Annotated in this window: 14 protein-coding genes; 1 reads left to right on the forward strand and 13 read right to left on the reverse strand. The window is 43.9% G+C overall.

Translation table 11 applies throughout. The annotated features are described in order from the left end of the window. Positions 1-380: 380 nt before the first annotated feature. From B6K83_RS11045 to puuE, 12 genes are all read right to left on the reverse strand, one after another. Entirely contained in the window at positions 381-1,787 is a 1,407-nt protein-coding gene (locus B6K83_RS11045) for a sensor domain-containing diguanylate cyclase (RefSeq protein WP_085284983.1), read from the reverse strand. Positions 1,788-2,106: 319 nt separating this feature from the next. Continuing rightward, the gene (locus tag B6K83_RS11055) at positions 2,107-2,736 is read right to left on the reverse strand and encodes a TetR/AcrR family transcriptional regulator (protein WP_085284985.1); all 630 of its coding nucleotides are present in this window, start codon (positions 2,734-2,736) and stop codon (positions 2,107-2,109) included. 88 nt (positions 2,737-2,824) lie between these two features. Next, positions 2,825-4,021: a urate hydroxylase PuuD gene (locus tag B6K83_RS11060; RefSeq protein WP_085284986.1), complete on the reverse strand. Its 1,197-nt coding sequence runs from the start codon at positions 4,019-4,021 to the stop codon at positions 2,825-2,827. Between the two features lie 114 nt (positions 4,022-4,135). After that, on the reverse strand, positions 4,136-5,455 hold the full coding sequence (gene guaD / locus B6K83_RS11065) for a guanine deaminase (protein WP_085284987.1): 1,320 nt from the start codon (positions 5,453-5,455) through the stop codon (positions 4,136-4,138). A 76-nt stretch (positions 5,456-5,531) separates the two neighbouring features. After that, the gene (locus tag B6K83_RS11070) at positions 5,532-6,041 is read right to left on the reverse strand and encodes an ureidoglycolate lyase (RefSeq protein WP_437438162.1); all 510 of its coding nucleotides are present in this window, start codon (positions 6,039-6,041) and stop codon (positions 5,532-5,534) included. Positions 6,042-6,056: 15 nt separating this feature from the next. Beyond that, positions 6,057-6,398, reverse strand: coding sequence for a hydroxyisourate hydrolase (gene uraH / locus B6K83_RS11075; RefSeq protein ID WP_085284989.1), 342 nt, complete (start codon positions 6,396-6,398; stop codon positions 6,057-6,059). Then, on the reverse strand, positions 6,395-6,895 hold the full coding sequence (uraD, locus tag B6K83_RS11080) for a 2-oxo-4-hydroxy-4-carboxy-5-ureidoimidazoline decarboxylase (RefSeq protein ID WP_085284990.1): 501 nt from the start codon (positions 6,893-6,895) through the stop codon (positions 6,395-6,397). Before uraD ends, uraH begins: the two co-directional genes overlap by 4 nt. A gap of 32 nt (positions 6,896-6,927) precedes the next feature. Beyond that, positions 6,928-7,851 carry a xanthine dehydrogenase accessory protein XdhC gene (gene xdhC / locus B6K83_RS11085; protein WP_085284991.1) on the reverse strand — a complete coding sequence of 308 codons (924 nt, stop codon included), beginning with the start codon at positions 7,849-7,851 and terminating at the stop codon, positions 6,928-6,930. A 1-nt stretch (position 7,852) separates the two neighbouring features. Further along, entirely contained in the window at positions 7,853-10,243 is a 2,391-nt protein-coding gene (gene xdhB, locus B6K83_RS11090) for a xanthine dehydrogenase molybdopterin binding subunit (RefSeq protein ID WP_085284992.1), read from the reverse strand. Then, positions 10,236-11,693, reverse strand: a complete 1,458-nt coding sequence (gene xdhA, locus B6K83_RS11095; RefSeq protein WP_085284993.1) for a xanthine dehydrogenase small subunit — start codon at positions 11,691-11,693, stop codon at positions 10,236-10,238. The genes xdhB and xdhA overlap by 8 nt, the downstream gene beginning before the upstream one ends. Positions 11,694-11,968: 275 nt before the next feature. After that, positions 11,969-12,805 carry a bifunctional allantoicase/(S)-ureidoglycine aminohydrolase gene (locus B6K83_RS11100; RefSeq protein ID WP_085284994.1) on the reverse strand — a complete coding sequence of 279 codons (837 nt, stop codon included), beginning with the start codon at positions 12,803-12,805 and terminating at the stop codon, positions 11,969-11,971. 120 nt (positions 12,806-12,925) lie between these two features. After that, entirely contained in the window at positions 12,926-13,843 is a 918-nt protein-coding gene (gene puuE, locus B6K83_RS11105) for an allantoinase PuuE (protein WP_085284995.1), read from the reverse strand. 201 nt (positions 13,844-14,044) lie between these two features. Here puuE and B6K83_RS11110 point away from each other — a divergent pair, with 201 nt between their 5' ends. After that, a complete protein-coding gene (locus tag B6K83_RS11110; RefSeq protein ID WP_085284996.1) occupies positions 14,045-14,398 on the forward strand; it encodes a DUF1428 domain-containing protein in 354 nt (117 codons plus the stop codon). A gap of 124 nt (positions 14,399-14,522) precedes the next feature. On the opposite strand, the gene B6K83_RS11115 is transcribed toward B6K83_RS11110, so the two are convergent. Continuing rightward, positions 14,523-17,972, reverse strand: a complete 3,450-nt coding sequence (locus B6K83_RS11115; RefSeq protein ID WP_085284997.1) for a M36 family metallopeptidase — start codon at positions 17,970-17,972, stop codon at positions 14,523-14,525. Positions 17,973-18,096: the final 124 nt, after the last annotated feature.

The following is an 18,096-nucleotide window of genomic DNA, read 5'->3' on the forward strand; positions in this document are numbered from 1 at the left end:
GCACACCAGGCTGGCACAATTTTTTGCAACGGACTCATAACATTTCTGGCAAGATAAAAACCCCAAATTGGGTTCCAATAGTGCCAAAATTGCTGGAAAGATGCTGCGCCAAATGAGTTTTTAAACATCTGACTCATCGACCCTTTCGCACCAAGCGCTACACCATTGCGCCTTTTAACGTAAGCTGATAGTGAAATAGATTTCGCCATAATAAGTTGTTTTTCTCGCCACACGTTAAAATATGCCGCTTATAACCAATAGCCAGACTACGGCATTTATAGATAGCAGACAACATAACCTAAAATGGTTAACTCGCTACGCACTTAATGTTTATGTACGCTTTAATGTTATAGCTATTAACCTACTTTAGTGCTGCTAACTTATTGACTTACCCGATCTCTGCCTTGCTGTTTTGCCCGATACATAGCTTGATCAGCATGCGCAAGTATGCTTTCAGCAGTTTCATCACCTGCCAACATCGCAATACCGACACTCACGGTTAAGGTATTTAGCTCACCGTCACCAACATCAATCGGCGCAAGCGCTAAACAATCGCGTAACTTATCTCCCAAAGCTTGAGCACAAGCTATATTGGCGCCGGGCTGGACAAAGACAAACTCTTCTCCGCCTAAGCGACCACAAAAGTCCGTTTGTCGACCTAAAGTTGACGCGACACTTGCAAACTTAACTAAAGCCAAGTCACCAGCTGCATGGCCCCATCGGTCGTTAATGCGTTTAAAGTGATCGATATCTATCGATAAAATACTAAGCGGTTGCTCAAAGCGTCGTGACTGAGCAATAAGCTCGGTTAATCGCTCTAAAGTTGCCCGTCGATTTGGTAAACCAGTTAACTCATCTACACGCGCCAATGCGGTCATTTCAGCTTGCGAGACTTTTTGATATAGAAGAAAGCTGCAGGTATCTGAAAGCAGCTCCATTAAAATGTAATCATCTTTACTAAAGGGCTCAACCGGCAAGGCACTAGAGAAGTTTATCGTGCCATATAACTTACCCGCCAGTCTAATTGGACTACCAATATAAGCTTCTAGAGCAAATTTTTCGTAGCATGGATGATCTTTAATCTCGCTTTTGGCAACATAATTAAAACCCAGCGTTCTATTTTCACTTAGGGTATGAAGGCAATAGGTATCAGTAACATCAAATGTCGTTGCGGGCTCAAGCTCACCATTGAGATCCACACAATTTTCCACTGTGTATTCATTACCTTCAATTTGCGATAGGATCGCAATTTTCAAACCAAAGTGTTGCAACCCAACTCGCAATAAGGCATTAATTTTCTGCTCGTGGCTCAAATTAACATCAGCGGTTATATTATGGATTTTTTGTAGTGCATCCAATGACTGATCGGCTGACCGCGCTGGGCGGATAATACCAATAAATCCCACGGTCTCGCCTGCAGCGTTGCGAATAGCCGCACCTGTTGTCATACCAAGAAATTGCTGCCCCTTAGCATGACGATAAACAATTCGGTAATTTTCTTCGGATATTCTGCTGGCAACATTGAAACGCTTACGCCCTTGCTCAGAAAAATCATTTTCATCGGCATAAAGTATTTTAGTTTGTTGGTGATACAACTCGTCTTTGCTGTAACCAAATAGCTGCTCTGTCGCCGCATTTATGTAAACCACACAGCGGTTAACATCGGTAACAATAACCGCCTCTTCAAACCCATTAAATATTTCTTGTAGAAAAAAAGATGAAATGGCACTGTCATTTAAGCTTGTCGACAATGCTGCAATAGCGTCATTGGGTGAATTTTCTTTCATTGCTCTACCTTATGGAGGGTGTTCACGTTAACAATGCGTTATTTGGCAACACATAAAACTGTATACACTTTAGCGAGCAAACACGCACAAGCCAACCACTTTGCGCTAAATTTAACAAACTCATGCTTTTTTCGCTTAAGCTGCGAACGTTTTCGACAGTTAAGAGTGATAAAATGCACAGTAAAACATTTGCTTGGCCAGATATGATACAAGCGACTTGCTGTGTTAAAACCAGCTGCTTACTGAAAAATCATAAACAGCTCGCTTTTGCAATTGCGCTTTTTGATAAGCGTTTACAGTGCGAGTTAGTCGCTAAATCCTAACTTATAACGCCACAGCCTTTAAGAATAATCTGTGTTAATGAGTCGACCACAGCGTCAAAGTCTGCATCTGTCATTGCCGTTTTATCTAATGCCGCAACAACTTGTACATTAAAGTCAGCATAATGTTGGCTTGAGCTCCAGATTAAAAATAACAAATGATGTGGATTGACCTTATCCATTAACCCTTGCTCTATCCACGACTCTATCACCATAACCTTATTGTTAATCCAAACCTTAAACTCGCTGTTTAAATAGTTGTTTAATACCGGGGCACCATGGATCAACTCACTGGCAAATATCCGTGACGCCTCTGGGTCGCTTTTCGCGTGCATCACTTTGGCGCGAATATAGGCACTTAAGGCTTGTTTAGGGTGCTCGTTAGCCGACAAGGTATCGTAGTCGTTATTCCAAACGGCAATAATATTACTGAGTAATTGCTGATATAAGTCGGTTTTATCTTGAAAATAATAATGAATATTGGCGCGGGCAATATTGGCGCGCTCTGCAATACGCTTGATCGACGCACCTTTAAAACCATAATTAACAAACTCTTGCTTGGCGGCAGCCAATATAATAGCTTTATTTTTTTCTCGAATACTGCTGGTTATTGTTTTCTTGTTACTCACTAAAGTTTCCTATTTCTCAATCACGCCTAGCCCAACTAAATACCATCATTGGCGCTTAGCTAACCTCGCCGCTGATTAACCGAGGCAATTATTGTTGCGCCAAATTTGCGATCCAGTGGGCCAATTGTTGCCGCTCTGTATCTGTCATGACGGTTTTATTCATAAAAGGCATATCTTGTGCGTCTAAAACACGGGCTTTGATGCGTGGTGCCCATTGCTTGATGGTGTCTATGTCTGAAAAGCTAAGTCCAGCCGGTGCAACCGTAAAGACAGGATCTGTGGCTTGCTCACTATGACAAGTGTTACAGCGTTGTTGGAACATTTGTAACACCTGCTTATCACTAATAACGTGCTGCTCTTGTTGTTTAGTCAACTGCGCAGTTGGCGGCGCAATTGCCATAGCTAACACTATGGTGGCCAACACCGCCGCAATTAAGATCAGCGGTTTTTGTTTACCAAAGTGACGCAGTACAAAGTATTGCCGCACCATAGCAGTAATGACCACTATCACCATCAGTACTAACCAGTTGGCGCTATGATTAAAGGTCATGGGATAATGGTTTGAAATCATAATAAATAACACCGGTAAGGTAATATAGGTGTTATGGGTTGAGCGTAACTTTGCATTAAGCCCATAGGCGGGATCAGGCGCACTCCCTTTTGCCACCGCGTTCACGAGCGCACGTTGTGAAGGCATAATACCGAAAAACACATTGCCTGCCATAATAGTCCCCATAATAGCGCCGATATGCATATAAGCGCCTCGCGCACTAAATACTTGCGTTAAGCCATAAGCTAACGCGGTAACAAGCAAGATTAAAATCAGCCCCAAGACACCGCTGTAATTGCGTAACTTTGTGCGCACTAATGCCTCATAACTACCAACACCAAGCACTATCGCGCCAATGCCCAATAAAATCGCTTGAAATGGCGATAAGTCGGCTACCCGCTTGTCAATTAAATAGGTTTCAGCGCCAAGATAAAACATCAATGACAACAATAAAAAGCCGGTGATCCAGGTGCTATAGGCTTCCCATTTAAACCAATGTAAAGTGCTAGGTATATGAGGGGGCGCGAGTTTATATTTGGCAATTTCATAAAAACCACCACCGTGAATTGCCCATAAATCACCAGCAATGCCTTGCTCGGCTTTCGTTTTCGGTGGTGTTTGTAGATGATTATCTAACCAAACAAAATAAAATGAAGCCCCTATCCATGCAATGCCAGTGATCAAGTGCGCGAAGCGGATCACTAAGTTTAACCACTCATTAATATACGGATCCATACCCTTCCTTACCTTTTAGCTTTGTTATTGTACTGCTGTTATGATTTACCTTTCGCTAAGGCGCTTTAGTTTTTAACGCCGTCACTAATTGGCTAACCTAGGCGAACGATTACCTTAGTCATTGCCTAAGTCATTGCTTGGCTCTGGCTCCACCCGCTCTCCCATAATATGAGTAGCTTTCACATGGCGTTCATCGCCGAGCATGCTTAAAATAAACAGTTTTTCAGTCAGTGTTTGACAATGCTGCATACGACGGGCCATCAAGGGGGTTGCTTGATAATCTAACAACACAAAGTCTGCTTCTGCACCTTTTACAAAGTTGCCGATTGTGCCTTCAAGATCTAACGCCTTTGCGCCCCCTAAGGTCGCCAAATAAAATGATTGAAACGGACTGAGCTTTTCTTGTCGCAATTGTTGGGTTTTATAGCCTTCATTAATGGTGCTTAACATGGAAAAGGTCGTACCTGCGCCAATATCACTGCCCAAGCCTACATTGATATTAAAAGCTTTTGCTTGCTGTAAATTAAACAAGCCACTACCTAAAAACAAATTCGAGCTAGGGCAAAATGCAATGGCAGATGAGGTTGTCGCTAAACGTTGACACTCGTTATCATGTAAATGTACGCCGTGGGCAAACACACTGCGCCGACCCAGTAGTTTACTGTTATCGTAGACATCTAAATAACCATCTCGTTCTGGAAATAGCTCTTTCACCCAAGCAATTTCTGCTTTGTTTTCACTTAAATGAGTGTGCAGGTAAACCCCTGGGTATTCTGCCAGTAACTGCCCAGCTTTATTGAGTTGCTCAGTTGAGCTCGTTGGCGCAAACCTTGGGGTTATCGCGTATTGTAAACGCTCTGTGTTATGCCATTTTTCAATTAACGCTTTACTGTCTTCATAGCCACTTTGCGCGGTGTCCGATAAATAATCAGGGCAGTTGCGATCCATGAGCACTTTGCCGCAAATCATGCGTAAGTTTTTTTGTTGAGCAACCGTAAAAAACGCATCGACAGAGGCTTTATGAACCGTACCAAACACTAATGCTGTAGTGGTACCAGCGGCTAGCAATTGATTTAAAAAGAATTCTGCAACATTTTTACCGTGCTCAAAATCAGCAAACTGGCGCTCAAATGGAAAGGTATAATTTTCTAGCCACTCAAGTAATTGTTCGCCATAGGAAGCGATCATTTCAGTTTGCGGGTAATGCACATGAGTATCAATAAAACCAGGCATTATGAGGCCATTTTGATAATGAATAAGCGCTACATTCTCGTCTAGCTGCGCTAACAGCTCACTTGCCTCTCCCACTTGCTCGACTAAGCCATTTTTAATGATCATGACACCATCGGCAAAGTACTGGTAACTCTCTGACAGCGGTACTTTGTCTGGATCGGCTAAAAAGTGTAGCAGTTCACCACGATATACTTTTAACATTCACATTGACCTTCTGGTTATTTTATCCGCTAAGTTTACTGTTTACTGGCTCGGCTCTATGCCCAGTATGGCTTGCCTAATTGGCAACAATCAGGTGCGTGCCATCGAGTGTAACCAGATCACAGTTATCACCTGGGCCGCCCCTGTCTATGACTAAAAAGTCGCTTTCTACATCTAAAGCTAAACAAAAGTGGTGCCATGTGCCTTTATGGTAGTTTACCCCTTGCCCTGCACTGGCTTTAAATACGCGTAATTGTGTTAAGTCTAAATCGCCTTTGGGCGCCACTACCACCAAATAGGGCTGTTGACCTAACGGGATAAACGCTTGGCTACCTTTTGGATGGCGCTCCATCATTTTAATGGCAATAGGTTGTGCTAATGGCGTAGTACGAAAAATATTGATCAAGGCATGGCCACCATGGTCACTCACATCAACAGTAGCTAAATCATGGTAACGCTGGGTATAGCCTTGATTTATCGTTAATACCTTTGCGCTATCACTGGCTTCAATGACATCACCAAATTCACGAAATGCCGCGCTAGTTAATGGCTCAGGGCGGATAAGTTGGCACTTTTTAGTCATCATAACGCAGTAAACCCGTTAGCTGCCGCGATAGGTTGAGTAACCAAATGCCGTTAATAACAAGGGAATATGGTAATGTGCGCCACTGGCATCAATTTCAAAAACAATATCAACATAGGGATAAAAGCCTGTCACCTTTTGACTGATAAAATAGGCTTGGGTTGCAAAATGCATGCGATATACGCCGGCTGAAAGTACATGCTTAGCTGTTAATAAATCACTAATGCGACCATCGGCATTGGTTACCCCTGTTGCTAATTCACGCCACCCTTGCTGGGTTTGCTCAAATAAGCTAATGGCTAAGTTTTCAACCGGTTGACCGCGCGTGGTATCTAAAACATGGCTGGTAATTTGACTCATGATAATTTCTCTAAGCGTAAGTGAAAGATTTTGCGTTGCTCTGCCGCAGCATTACGCAGCTCTGTGGCTTTATCATTAACTAAACGCTGCTGTAATAGCGCCAACATTTGCTCAGCCGTTTTGCCTGTTGCACAAACAATAAAAATAAAACCAAATTTTTCTAAGTATTGGGCATTTGCCTGCGCTAATGACGCGATTACTTGCTCTGAAGCGGCACGCACCGCGCTTTGTTCGTCACTGGCCAGTGCTTGAGTGTTGGCATATTTCGCTCGCAATGTGGCTAAATCGCCAATTTGTGGATGGCCCGCAAAGGCTGCTAAATAATCAGCCTCAGTTAAGTTTTGCCAAGCCAAATCTGCCTTAGCAACTAAGTCGTTTTTATCCAAAAATGGCCGCGCTTGCACTAAGGCGCTAACCCATGCACTTGAGCTACAACATTGCAACAAGCGCTCAGTGGCTTGTTGCTCTGTTAATTGGTTTAAGTGCGCTACATTCATGTTCTTGTTCCTTAATCACTGCTTGGTATTCATTAGCTGTTGGTCAGTAATGGTTTAATATCTTGCCAACATACGCCTTGTTGCCCGCGAGCGCGTACGTTATTAACCGGCTTTGCTTGACTGTTTTGCGCACTTAGGTTTGTTGTAGTATCAATGCTCAGGCTCTGAGCTTGCTCTGCCTGTTGCTGTTGATAGCAATGGATAATTTCTGCCGCTATCGACACCGCTACTTCTATCGGTAGTTTGCCCGCAACCTGACTTAAGCCTATCGGACAACTCATGCGTGCCACTTGGCTAGGGTCAATTTCACGGTGCTTAAAGCGCTGCTGAAATCGTCGCCATTTAGTGGCTGAGGCAATTAACCCTAAATAATGAAAATCAGCGCGCGTTAAAACGGCTTGGCTAATGGCAAAGTCCAATTGATGATTATGAGTCATGACAATAAAGTAGCTTGCTGCAGGCATGCGCGCAACTTCTAACTCAGGCGCGTCACTAACGATGCAGTTTAAATTGTCATATTTTGCAAGGTCGTTGGTAAACTGCTCTGCACGCGAGTCTACCCAAGTAATGTGACAAGGCAATTGCGCTAAAATCGGCACTAGCGCTTTGCCAACATGACCGGCACCAAATAACATAATATTCACCGCATGTTGTGCAAAGCATTCAAATAACACACTGGCGCTGCCACCACAGCATTGTCCTAATTGACTGCCTAATTGAAAGTGTTCAATTTGCTGAGCGGCTTTGCCGGTCCGTAACAATTTATTCGCTTGTTTGATGACTTTATGCTCAAGGTGACCACCGCCTATGGTGTCAAAAATGCCATCTTTACTCACCACCATTTTTGTGCCGTTGTTTCTGGGCGTTGAACCAGCCACCGCAACAAGCGTAACTAACACATAACTTTGACCTTGTTGGCTTAAGTGATGACATGCTCGGCTCCAATTCATCTTCATCTTAGGCCCCTAGCTTTTTGTCTTCGCGCGCGGCTTGCGCTTTTTCTTGCATTGCCGCTACCGCCCACAACACCCGCTCTGGGGTTGCGGGTGTATCTAAGGCTGGACTAAATTGATAATCAGCGACACTGGCAATGGCGTCTTTTAGCGCCGACCAGACTGAAATTGCCAGCATTAACGGCGGCTCACCGACCGCTTTTGAGTGATAAATAGTTTGCTCTTGGTTTGGATCATCGGGCACTAGTGCAACATTAAACTCAAGCGGTAAATCGTTAATGGCAGGAATTTTATAAGTTGCTGGATTATTTGATAATAAGCGCCCTTGTTGGTCCCACACTAACTCTTCACTGGTTAGCCACCCCATGCCTTGAATAAAGCCCCCCTCTATTTGCCCAATATCCAGTGCAGGGTTTAATGATTGCCCAACGTCGTGCAAAATATCGACGCGCAAAACCTTATATTCGCCGGTTAATGTATCTATGATCACCTCAGATACCGCTGCGCCGGTAGAATAATAAAAAAACGGCCGACCTTTTGCTGTACTGCGATCAAAATGAATTTTCGGCGTTTTATAAAAGCCAGTCGCGGATAAGGATACACGCGCCATGTAGGCTTGCTGAACAAACTCAGCAAAGCTAAAACATTGCTGTGCAATCTTAACCTGATTATTGCAAAAGCTCACTTCGGCTTCGGTAACTTGATAATGCTGACAAGCAAAGCTGATCAAGCGCGCTTTGATAGTTTTTGCCGCCGCTTGTGCGGCTTTACCATTAAGATCTGTACCTGACGATGCTGCCGTGGGTGAGGTATTGGGTACCTTGTCGGTGCGCGTTGCCGAAACGCCAACCCGGTCAACATCAAGCTGAAACTCTTCGGCAACAATTTGCGCCACTTTGGTGAACAACCCTTGGCCCATTTCCGTGCCGCCATGATTTAAATGTATAGTGCCATCGGTGTAAATATGCACTAACGCACCCGCTTGGTTAAGGTGTTGAACGGTAAATGAAATACCAAATTTTACCGGTGTTAAGGCAAGGCCTTTTTTCAACAGCGTATTTTCAGTATTAAAGGCGGTAATGGCTACTCGGCGCGCTTGATAGTCTGCGCTAACTTCCAGGTTATCAATCAAGGCTGCCAGCTTATTGTGTTCGACCTGTTGGTGATAGTGGGTCATATTACGCTGGTTTTGACCATATAAATTAATTTTACGAATGGCTAACGGGTCTTGCCCTAAAAAGCGTGCAATATCATCCATTACCATTTCTATGGTCATCATACCTTGTGGCCCACCAAAACCGCGAAACGCGGTATGCGACACCGTATTTAATTTACATCGATTACCGGTCACAGAGGCTTGATCTAAATAATAAGCGTTATCTGAATGAAACATAGCACGATCAACTATGGCATCTGATAAATCAGCGGAATAACCACAATTGCCATTCACCACGATTTTAATGCCTTTTATTTGCCCCTGATCATCAAAGCCAACCTGATAACTGTTTTCAAATGGGTGACGTTTGCCGGTCATGGTAAAATCATCAACTCGGCTTAGTTTAAACTTTACAGGTCGTTGTGTTTTATTGGCCAATAAGGCAGCAATACAGGCCCAAGGCGCAGCTTGGGTTTCTTTACCGCCAAAGCCGCCGCCCATTCTGCGGGTATCAACCACCACCTTATTAAGGCTAATATTTAATACTTCGGCAACCAGTTTTTGCACTTCACTGGGGTGCTGTGAAGAAGAAAATATGGTCATGCCGCCATCTTCTGTAGGCACGGCACTAGAAACTTGCCCTTCAAGGTAAAAATGCTCTTGACCACCAATGGCTATTTGCCCTGATAGTTGGTGCTGAGCGTTGGCAATGGCGCTATCTGCATCACCGCGCTGCATGGTAAACGGGGGGCGAACAAAGCTTTGCTTAGCCAGCGCAGCTTTAACACTTAATATCGGCTCAAGTACTTGATAGTCAACTTTTGCCAACTTTACCGCTCGTCTTGCTAAGTCATGGCTCGTTGCGGCAACGGCAAATATTGGTTGACCAACATAGTCAACTTTATCTACTGCTAGCACAGGATCGCCAGGAAAAACTGGGCCAATATCATGATGACCTGGCACATCCGCTACTGTGATCACCTCAACCACACCTTCAGCAGCTTTTACCGCTGATAAATCAAGGTGTTTAATCTTGCCATGGGCAATTGTGCTTTGACCAACCGCCGCATGTAATTGCCCTTGTATATTTGCGTTGTCATCAATATAACGTGCTTCGCCGCTGACATGCTTATCAGCACTTTCATGTTTGCTTGGGCGACCAATGCCACCTAAGCCTACAGACTTTGCTGACTTAGGCTGTGTATCATTGCTGTGCTGAGTTGCAATTAAGCTACGCATAATTCACCACTCGTGTTGCTATGTTGGAATTTTGGTACTCTAAATAGCACTTTTTCAGTAAGTTTTGTGCCACTTGCATACGGTAGTTATCACTGGCGCGCACATCAGACAAAGGTTGAAAGTCGTGGCTTAATGCTTGTTGGGCCGCGCTGATATTATCTAGCGTAAACGTTTTATTTAATAAGGCGGCTTCACACGCCAATGCGCGCTTGGGCGTTGCTGCCATACCGCCAAACGCTATGCGCAGCTGAGTTACCTGATTATCTTTTAACTCAATAAAAAATGCCGCCAACACCGCTGAGATATCATCGTCAATGCGTTTTGATATTTTATATACTTTTAATGTTTGCCCAGACTGTGCTTTAGGTAGGTATATATTTTTAATAAATTCACCGGCTTTTAAAGCGGTTTTTTTATAACCGAGAAAAAAGTCTTCAAGGGCAATTTTTCGCTCGACATCACCAAGTTGCAGGCTAATTTTTGCCCCCAATGCGATCAGCGTCGGTGCCATGTCGCCAATTGGTGAGGCATTAGCAATATTGCCACCTAAAGTGCCAACATTGCGAATTTGTCTTGAGCCTAATCGCGTTATCATTTCACCAAGCTCAGGATATTGTGCAGCAAGTAAAGGAGTAAATTCACTGTAAGGCACTGCTGCGCCTATGCGTATATACCCAGCAGCCTCTTCAATCTCTTGTAATTGTGCGACATCGCCTAAGTATACCAAGTCTTCGATTCTGGCTAAGTTTTGGGTCACAGACAAAGCTAAGTCGGTAGCGCCTGCCACGAGGGTTGCCTGCGGGTTTGCCATTAACTTTTCCGCTAATTGGCTAATATTTTTTGGCGCATAGTATTGGTGTTGCTTATGAGTAAGCTCAGCTCCTGGCAAGTCGTGAATGGCGCGTAGCTGCGCCACTGTTTGCTGATATTGCTGTGTAAACGAGTCTGACTCTATCAGCTCACTTGTTGTCAGCGCGGCATCAACAATTGAGCGATAACCAGTACAGCGGCATAAATTACCGGCTAAGGCGGTTAATACCTGTTCACGATTAGGCGTTGGTGTTTGCTTGTGGAGTGCAAACGTTGACATAACAAATCCTGGCGTACAGAAGCCGCATTGCGAACCATGATGATCTACAAAGGCTTGTTGCACCGGATGTAATGTTGCACCTTGTTTAAGGTGTTCAACACTGAGCAATTGCTTGCCATGTAAAGTACCAACAAAACTGATACAGGCATTAATGGCTTTATAGTTCAGTGCTGTCTTGTCTTTATTAAGCTGTGCAACCACCACAGTGCAGGCACCACAATCACCTGAAGCACACCCCTCTTTTGTGCCTGTGCTAAATGCTTGTTCACGCAGATACTGTAACACCGTTAAATTTGGCTCAAGGTTTTCTAGGGTCACAGGATCGTTGTTTAATAAAAAACGAACAGCTTTTAAGGTCATAGGGATTCCGCTTATAGGTTTGCTAGGCTAAAAATTAGCCCAACATAATAAAACCAATATAACAGATTAAAAACCTGACACAAGTGTCAAAAAAAACTTGATAACCGTAATAAAGTAGCCGGTGTAGGTAAATAGCGGCGTACACTAAGCTAAAACATAGCCTTGCTCATTTTCACGGCCTTGTAGCAGAAAATGAGCAAGGTGCTGGCAGATACGTCTTAGCAATTAACGATAATTGAGCAAAAAATGTATACGAGAAGCGGGCTTGCAGTGTCTTAATTTTGCGGGCGAATAAACGGCATATGACGATTAACGTCTTTATAAAGTAAATAACGAAACGGCCCAGGACCGCCGGCGTAACAAGATTGCGGACAAAAAGCCCGTAACCACATAAAGTCGCCTGCTTCCACTTCCACCCACTCGCCATTTAAGTGGTACACGGCTTTGCCTTCAAGCACATAAAGGCCGTGTTCCATAACATGGGTTTCATCAAACGGAATAACCCCGCCAGGTTGAAAAGTAACTATATTTACATGCATATCGTGACGCATGTCGGATGGCTCGACAAAACGTGTGGTTTGCCAAACGCCATCAGTATCAGGCATCGCCACCGCTGCAACGTCTTGATCACTGGTGACAAACGGCTCCGGCGCTGCTAAGCCGTCAACGTATTGATAGGCTTTGCGGATCCAGTGAAACTTAAGCGTTTGCTCGCTATTATTGGTTAATGTCCATTGACACTTGGGCGGCAAGTAAGCATACCCCCCCGCTTGCAAGGTATGGCGGCGACCTTCAATATTAAGCTCCATTTCGCCTGCCACCACAAATAATACCGCTTCAGCGCTGTCATCAAGCTCGGGCTTTTCTGAGCCACCACCGGGCTCAACTTCAACAATATACTGAGAAAAGGTTTCGGCAAAACCACTGAGTGGCCGCGCAATTACCCACATACGCATTTTTTGCCAAAACGGTAAATAACTGGTGACAATATCGGTGAGTACCCGCTTAGGGATAATGGCGTAGGCTTGAGTAAAAATAGCACGGTCGGATAATAACTGACTTTGCGGCGGTAAGCCGCCAGTTGGTGTATAGTATGTATGCTTGTTTTTCATGCGGTAATTCCTTTTTTATTGTAACAACAAAGCTTGTTGGCATTATAGCTTGGCACGTTGTGCTCAGTTATTTTAGTTTTCGTTTTCAAGCCAGTAGCCATTAAGTGCCGATATTATAATTTAGCCACTGTGATGTTTTAACCAATGCTCCGCAATATCTTGTCGTCGGCATAACCAAATATCATCAAACTGCTGAAGATAATTAAGAAACTTCACTAAACTGGCAAAGCGCCCTGGCCGACCGATAATGCGACAATGTAAGCCTATCGACATCATTTTCGGGCGTTGGGCACCTTCGGCGTACAAGGTATCAAAACTGTCTTTTAAGTACTGATAAAATTGCTCGCCTGAGTTAAAGCCTTGTGGGCTAGCAAACCGCATATCGTTTGCATCAAGCGTGTAAGGAACAATCAAGTGGGGTTTATCTATACCCTTGACAAAATAGGGTAAGTCGTCGGCATAACTGTCAGCGTCATATAAAAACGAACCCTCTGCCATCACCAGTTGTCGGGTATTAGCACTCATGCGTCCTAAGTACCAGCCTTTGGGCTTTGCACCTGTCATTGCTTGATGTATAGCAATCGCTTTTTTTAAATGCGCCCGCTCGGTTGCTAACGGCACGTTTTGATAGTCAATCCAACGGTAACCATGGCTTGCTATCTCCCAATTGGCGGCTAACATGGCATCAACCGCTTCGGGGTTTCTCTGCATGGCCATAGCCACGGCAAAAACGGTAACAGGTATCTTACGTTCGCTAAATAATCGTTGTAAGCGCCAAAATCCTGCTCTGCTGCCATACTCATAGCAAGACTCCATATTCATATGACGTTGATTTTCAAATGGCACAGCGGCAACTATTTCAGATAAAAAGGCTTCTGAGGCCTTATCACCATGCAAAATGCAATTTTCTGCCCCTTCTTCGTAATTAATGACAAATTGCACGGCAACTTTAGCTTTGTTAGGCCAACTCACTTTCGGTACTTGGCGACCGTAACCTACCATATCGCGGGGATAGTTATTTTGATGATCTGCGTTCATTGCTATAGCCGTCCATTAATTTACTTATTTTATCGATAATTACGCGTGATATAAGCGCGCTTACTAGCCCATAAATACGGTATTTTTTTTATAATATCAAGCGCCTTTCATACACAAGCTAACGATTTATACCGCAAAATGTCGCTGAAATATGAGCAACTGCTAAGCTAATTAAGAGCCTTCAATCACAAAGGATAGCTTATGACATATGTTGACGGTTTTGTCCTTGCTGTGCCAACAGCGAATAAAAAAATGTACCTAGAACTTGCTCAAACTATGGCGGATATCTTTAAAGATCACGGTGCGTTAACTGTCGTAGAAAACTGGGGAGATGATATTCCTAGTGGTGAATTAACGTCTTTTCCTATGGCAGTAAAATGCCAAGCAGATGAAAGTGTGGTGTTATCTTGGGTGACTTGGCCGAATAAAAAAGCACGGGATCAAGGTATGGTACAAGTAATGGCTGATCCGCGCATGAGCTTTGATCAAGCAGAGATGCCTTTTGACGGTAAACGTCTGATACTCGGTGGTTTCGAAACAATATTAAGCAAATAGTATTGCACTGTTGACTAACCCAGTTGATAGGGTAAATAAAAATAGCCCACTAGGTTAATACTAAGTGGGCTATGCTCAAACTGTTTTTTTATTTGTTTAACGTTTTACGCGCCAAGCTAATGCACTATAACTTGGTTATGGTGCCAGTGACAGGGTTAACCAAAAACTCAACGAGTTCAAAGACATTGTCTTCTGGTGCACTTTCGCTTGCAGCATTATTGCTTGCATCACCAGCATCAGTCACCATTTGGTCTAATACTATGGTAAATTGGGTTGGACCATTAGCATAACCTTTAACACGTAAAGTGTAGGTTTCACCGCCAACCACTGTGCTACCAACTTGTTCTGAAGCGCCTAAGTTACCTGACGTGGCTAACACATTACCTTCACTATCCAGCATTGAAAAATCCAGATCCGGATAAGCACCACCGACGTCAACATCGGCTGTTAATGTGGCAACGGCACTAGTAGCGCTGTTTAGTGCCGTAAAATTAACATCAACATAGTCAACGCCATCAGCTACGGCTACATCGGTTGTGCCAATCGCCACTAAACCTTTATGTTCAGAAATGGCATGGTATACCACCTCACGCGCTGCTGCTTCAGAGGTATCATTTGATACTTGGCTGCCACTCGCAGCGCGTGCTTGGCCTTCTACTTTCGCAAATACTTTGGCTTTAAAACTAAACATTTCCGCTAATGGATTATCAAAACGCAAGTTACGCGCACTTGAATCCTTGCCCGGTGAAACCGCTTCATTGTAAACAAAGCGCGCTTTATCACCACGCTGGCCTGTGCCTGCGTTATCAGCATTATTAACGCTAACATTAGCACTACTAATTGACACGATATCAAAATTGATAGGTCCAAATAATACCTTAGCACTGTTGTTAGTTAAGGTGTTATCAAACGCAAACTCACTTAGTGAGAACGTGACATTGCTGATACTTGCTTGCACCTGCTTAGTGACATTTTTCGCTTTCAATTTCGTTTTAGCTGTACCGGATAAGTCTGAAAACCCTACTTGTCCTGTGGCATTGGTTTTTATCGCACGCACCACATATTGATAGTCAAAATCGTCAATGCCTTGGCCTGCACCACGACCAAAACCTTGGCCTTTATCTAAGTAGCTCGGCTCAGTAACAAACTCAACATGGGTATAACCATTTGACGTTAAGTCGCCATCGATATATTCACGGCCAGGAACACCAGCAAATAATCGTGCTGGGCTGCCACCTTTACGTTTTAATACTTGATAGCCAATAACGCCATCAACACTGTCCCATGAAACATTAATGCTGTCATCGCCAACAATATCAGCAATAATATTTTGTGGCGTTGCTGGCGCTGCTTGGTTGGCGGTAAAGTCACTGACCGCAGTAGAAATCATTTGTACGCCACCTAACGGGGCTTGGGCATTTTTACCTAATTCACGCGCCGCATATACTCGTTCAATTAACGCATGGTGTTTACCTAAAGATTGCGCATCAACAGAGTTTGCCGGATATAACATGGCATCTGCAATTAGCACCGCATCTCGGGCTTTAACAAAAGTATCTGGTGCACTGACCCCTAAAACATACATAGAGCCTAGGAAGATACGCTCCCAAGTTTCTTTACCTAAGCTCGCCGCTTGCGTGGCTTCACCAGTTACCGGATCAGGGCGAACAAAGTCGTTAGCAGGATACATCTGGACCATCAATTCGCGTAAATCCCACATTGCACCGGCATAAATTTCGCCGTCTCTGTGTTCTTCAAAGGTATTGCCACGCGTCCCTAATTGCGAGTATCGCAATTGACTTTGACCACTACGAATATACTCAAATGAATCAGGGTCGACATTAGCTGCACGTAACACATCTCTTAATTTACAGGCATTCACCGGATAAGTGCCTAAGTCTGGGGTTTCACCAATAGTATACGCCCATAAATCTGCTTGACCTTCGTTTAACGCGCCGCCTTCTGGGCTGCCTTCAAAACCGGCAATCGGTGTGATGGTTGCATGTGTGCCTTCATGAATTGGCACACTAAAGTCGATAGCTAGGTTATTGAATAGATTACCGTGACCATAAAACGTTGGGTTAACCACCACTTCTTGACCAGCAACGTCTTGTGACAGTGGAATGGCAAAGGCATTATCTAAGTTTAACAAATCTGCTAAAAACTCCGGATCGCTCGGGTCTGTAGGTGCATCTAATACATTAGGAATATGTACAACGCCCACTAAGGGGGTTGACTCGTTCGGATATTGATCTGGAAAACTACCATTACCAAAACCACGCGCATGCACTGCATCACCTTCTTTGTGTAAGTAATCTAAATACTCTAATAAATTGGTGATATAAATAAATTGGCTGATGCCATCAAAATGTACTTTTGAGCCTGTGGTATGATCTTTTTCATCAACGCGGCCGTAAACTGACGCTTCATCACGGTCAAAATAATAGGTTCCTAATGCGGCTTGAGGAAACGGTGAACTCGTTGGTAAAGCACTGCCAATAAGCGCATGCTTACCGGTTAAGACTCCTTCAACCCCTGTCACTCGGTTGCTATCATCAAACTTACGCAATTTAATGCGTAATAAGTCTTGTGGTCGAGCGGTTAACCCGCCGTCTTCATCGATAATTTCACAATTGTCTTGTAGTTCAGCCGTGATGGGAGGAAAGGTTGGGAAATAATCAGCAAATTGATCAGTAGGCTCATAGCCTTCTGCGGTGCGCACCTGATCTTCACGGTAAAGTATTTCGCCAGATTGAGCATCAACCATATACTTAAAAACACCAAAGGGATTGGTTGAGTAGTAATAAAACTGCCAAACTAAGCTATGACCATTAGCCGTTTGCACAAAACGTAACTCTGGCATCGGGGTTTGAAATACACCGAGTTTTTCCGCAATGGTATTAAACGCCGGCGTTAACACGTCCATCGCTGCAGCTGGAATATCTTTTTGAAATTGTAGTAAGTTTTGACTTGCCGCTAATACGGCCGATTCAGCAGAAAGCTCTGGCTGACTGGCAAGGTTGAAATCTTTTTGATAGGGTCCCATAACACCACGAACATGGTTATTGGCATCAATAACCACACCCACACCACTGCCATCGACCTTAATACCGTTTACCACTTGCTCGAAACGAACAACTTGACCACCTAACGCGGCTTTTGAGCGATTAGCATTAAACTGTAACTGATCTATGTTCAGACCAGCAAAAATAGCTTGATGATCGGCAATAAAATTACGTGCCATATTTTCAGGCGAGTGGCCTGAAACTTGAATCGCCATTCCTATCATGGCATCTACAGTACCGGTCAAGGCGTTGACCGTGACCTGCGCATTCGGATTTTGGGCTTTAAACTGGTTAATGGCCTGAGTTTGCTCCGCACTTAGTGCTTGTAAACTAATGGATGCGCTATCTTGCAATTGGTTGACAGTCGGTACACTTGCTACGTCAAAATTTAAGATTTTATTTGCTTTCACGCTGTCACTAACGCTAGCGGCATAAGCATCTGTAGGTAGTGCGGCAAATGGTGTTGCTAGCGCAAACGCGATGGCACTTGAGAGTAATGTAGTTTTCATCTTTATTAACCTTTATGGTTGTGGTAACCACCAACCTCATATTGTTACGGTTGATGGACACTTTATGGGTAAGAAAATAATTCACTTAACCACAGTGCCTATTTTTTCAACAAAGGTTAATCGG

It is taken from the genome of Colwellia chukchiensis (assembly GCF_002104455.1).
Lineage (GTDB): Bacteria > Pseudomonadota > Gammaproteobacteria > Enterobacterales > Alteromonadaceae > Cognaticolwellia > Cognaticolwellia chukchiensis.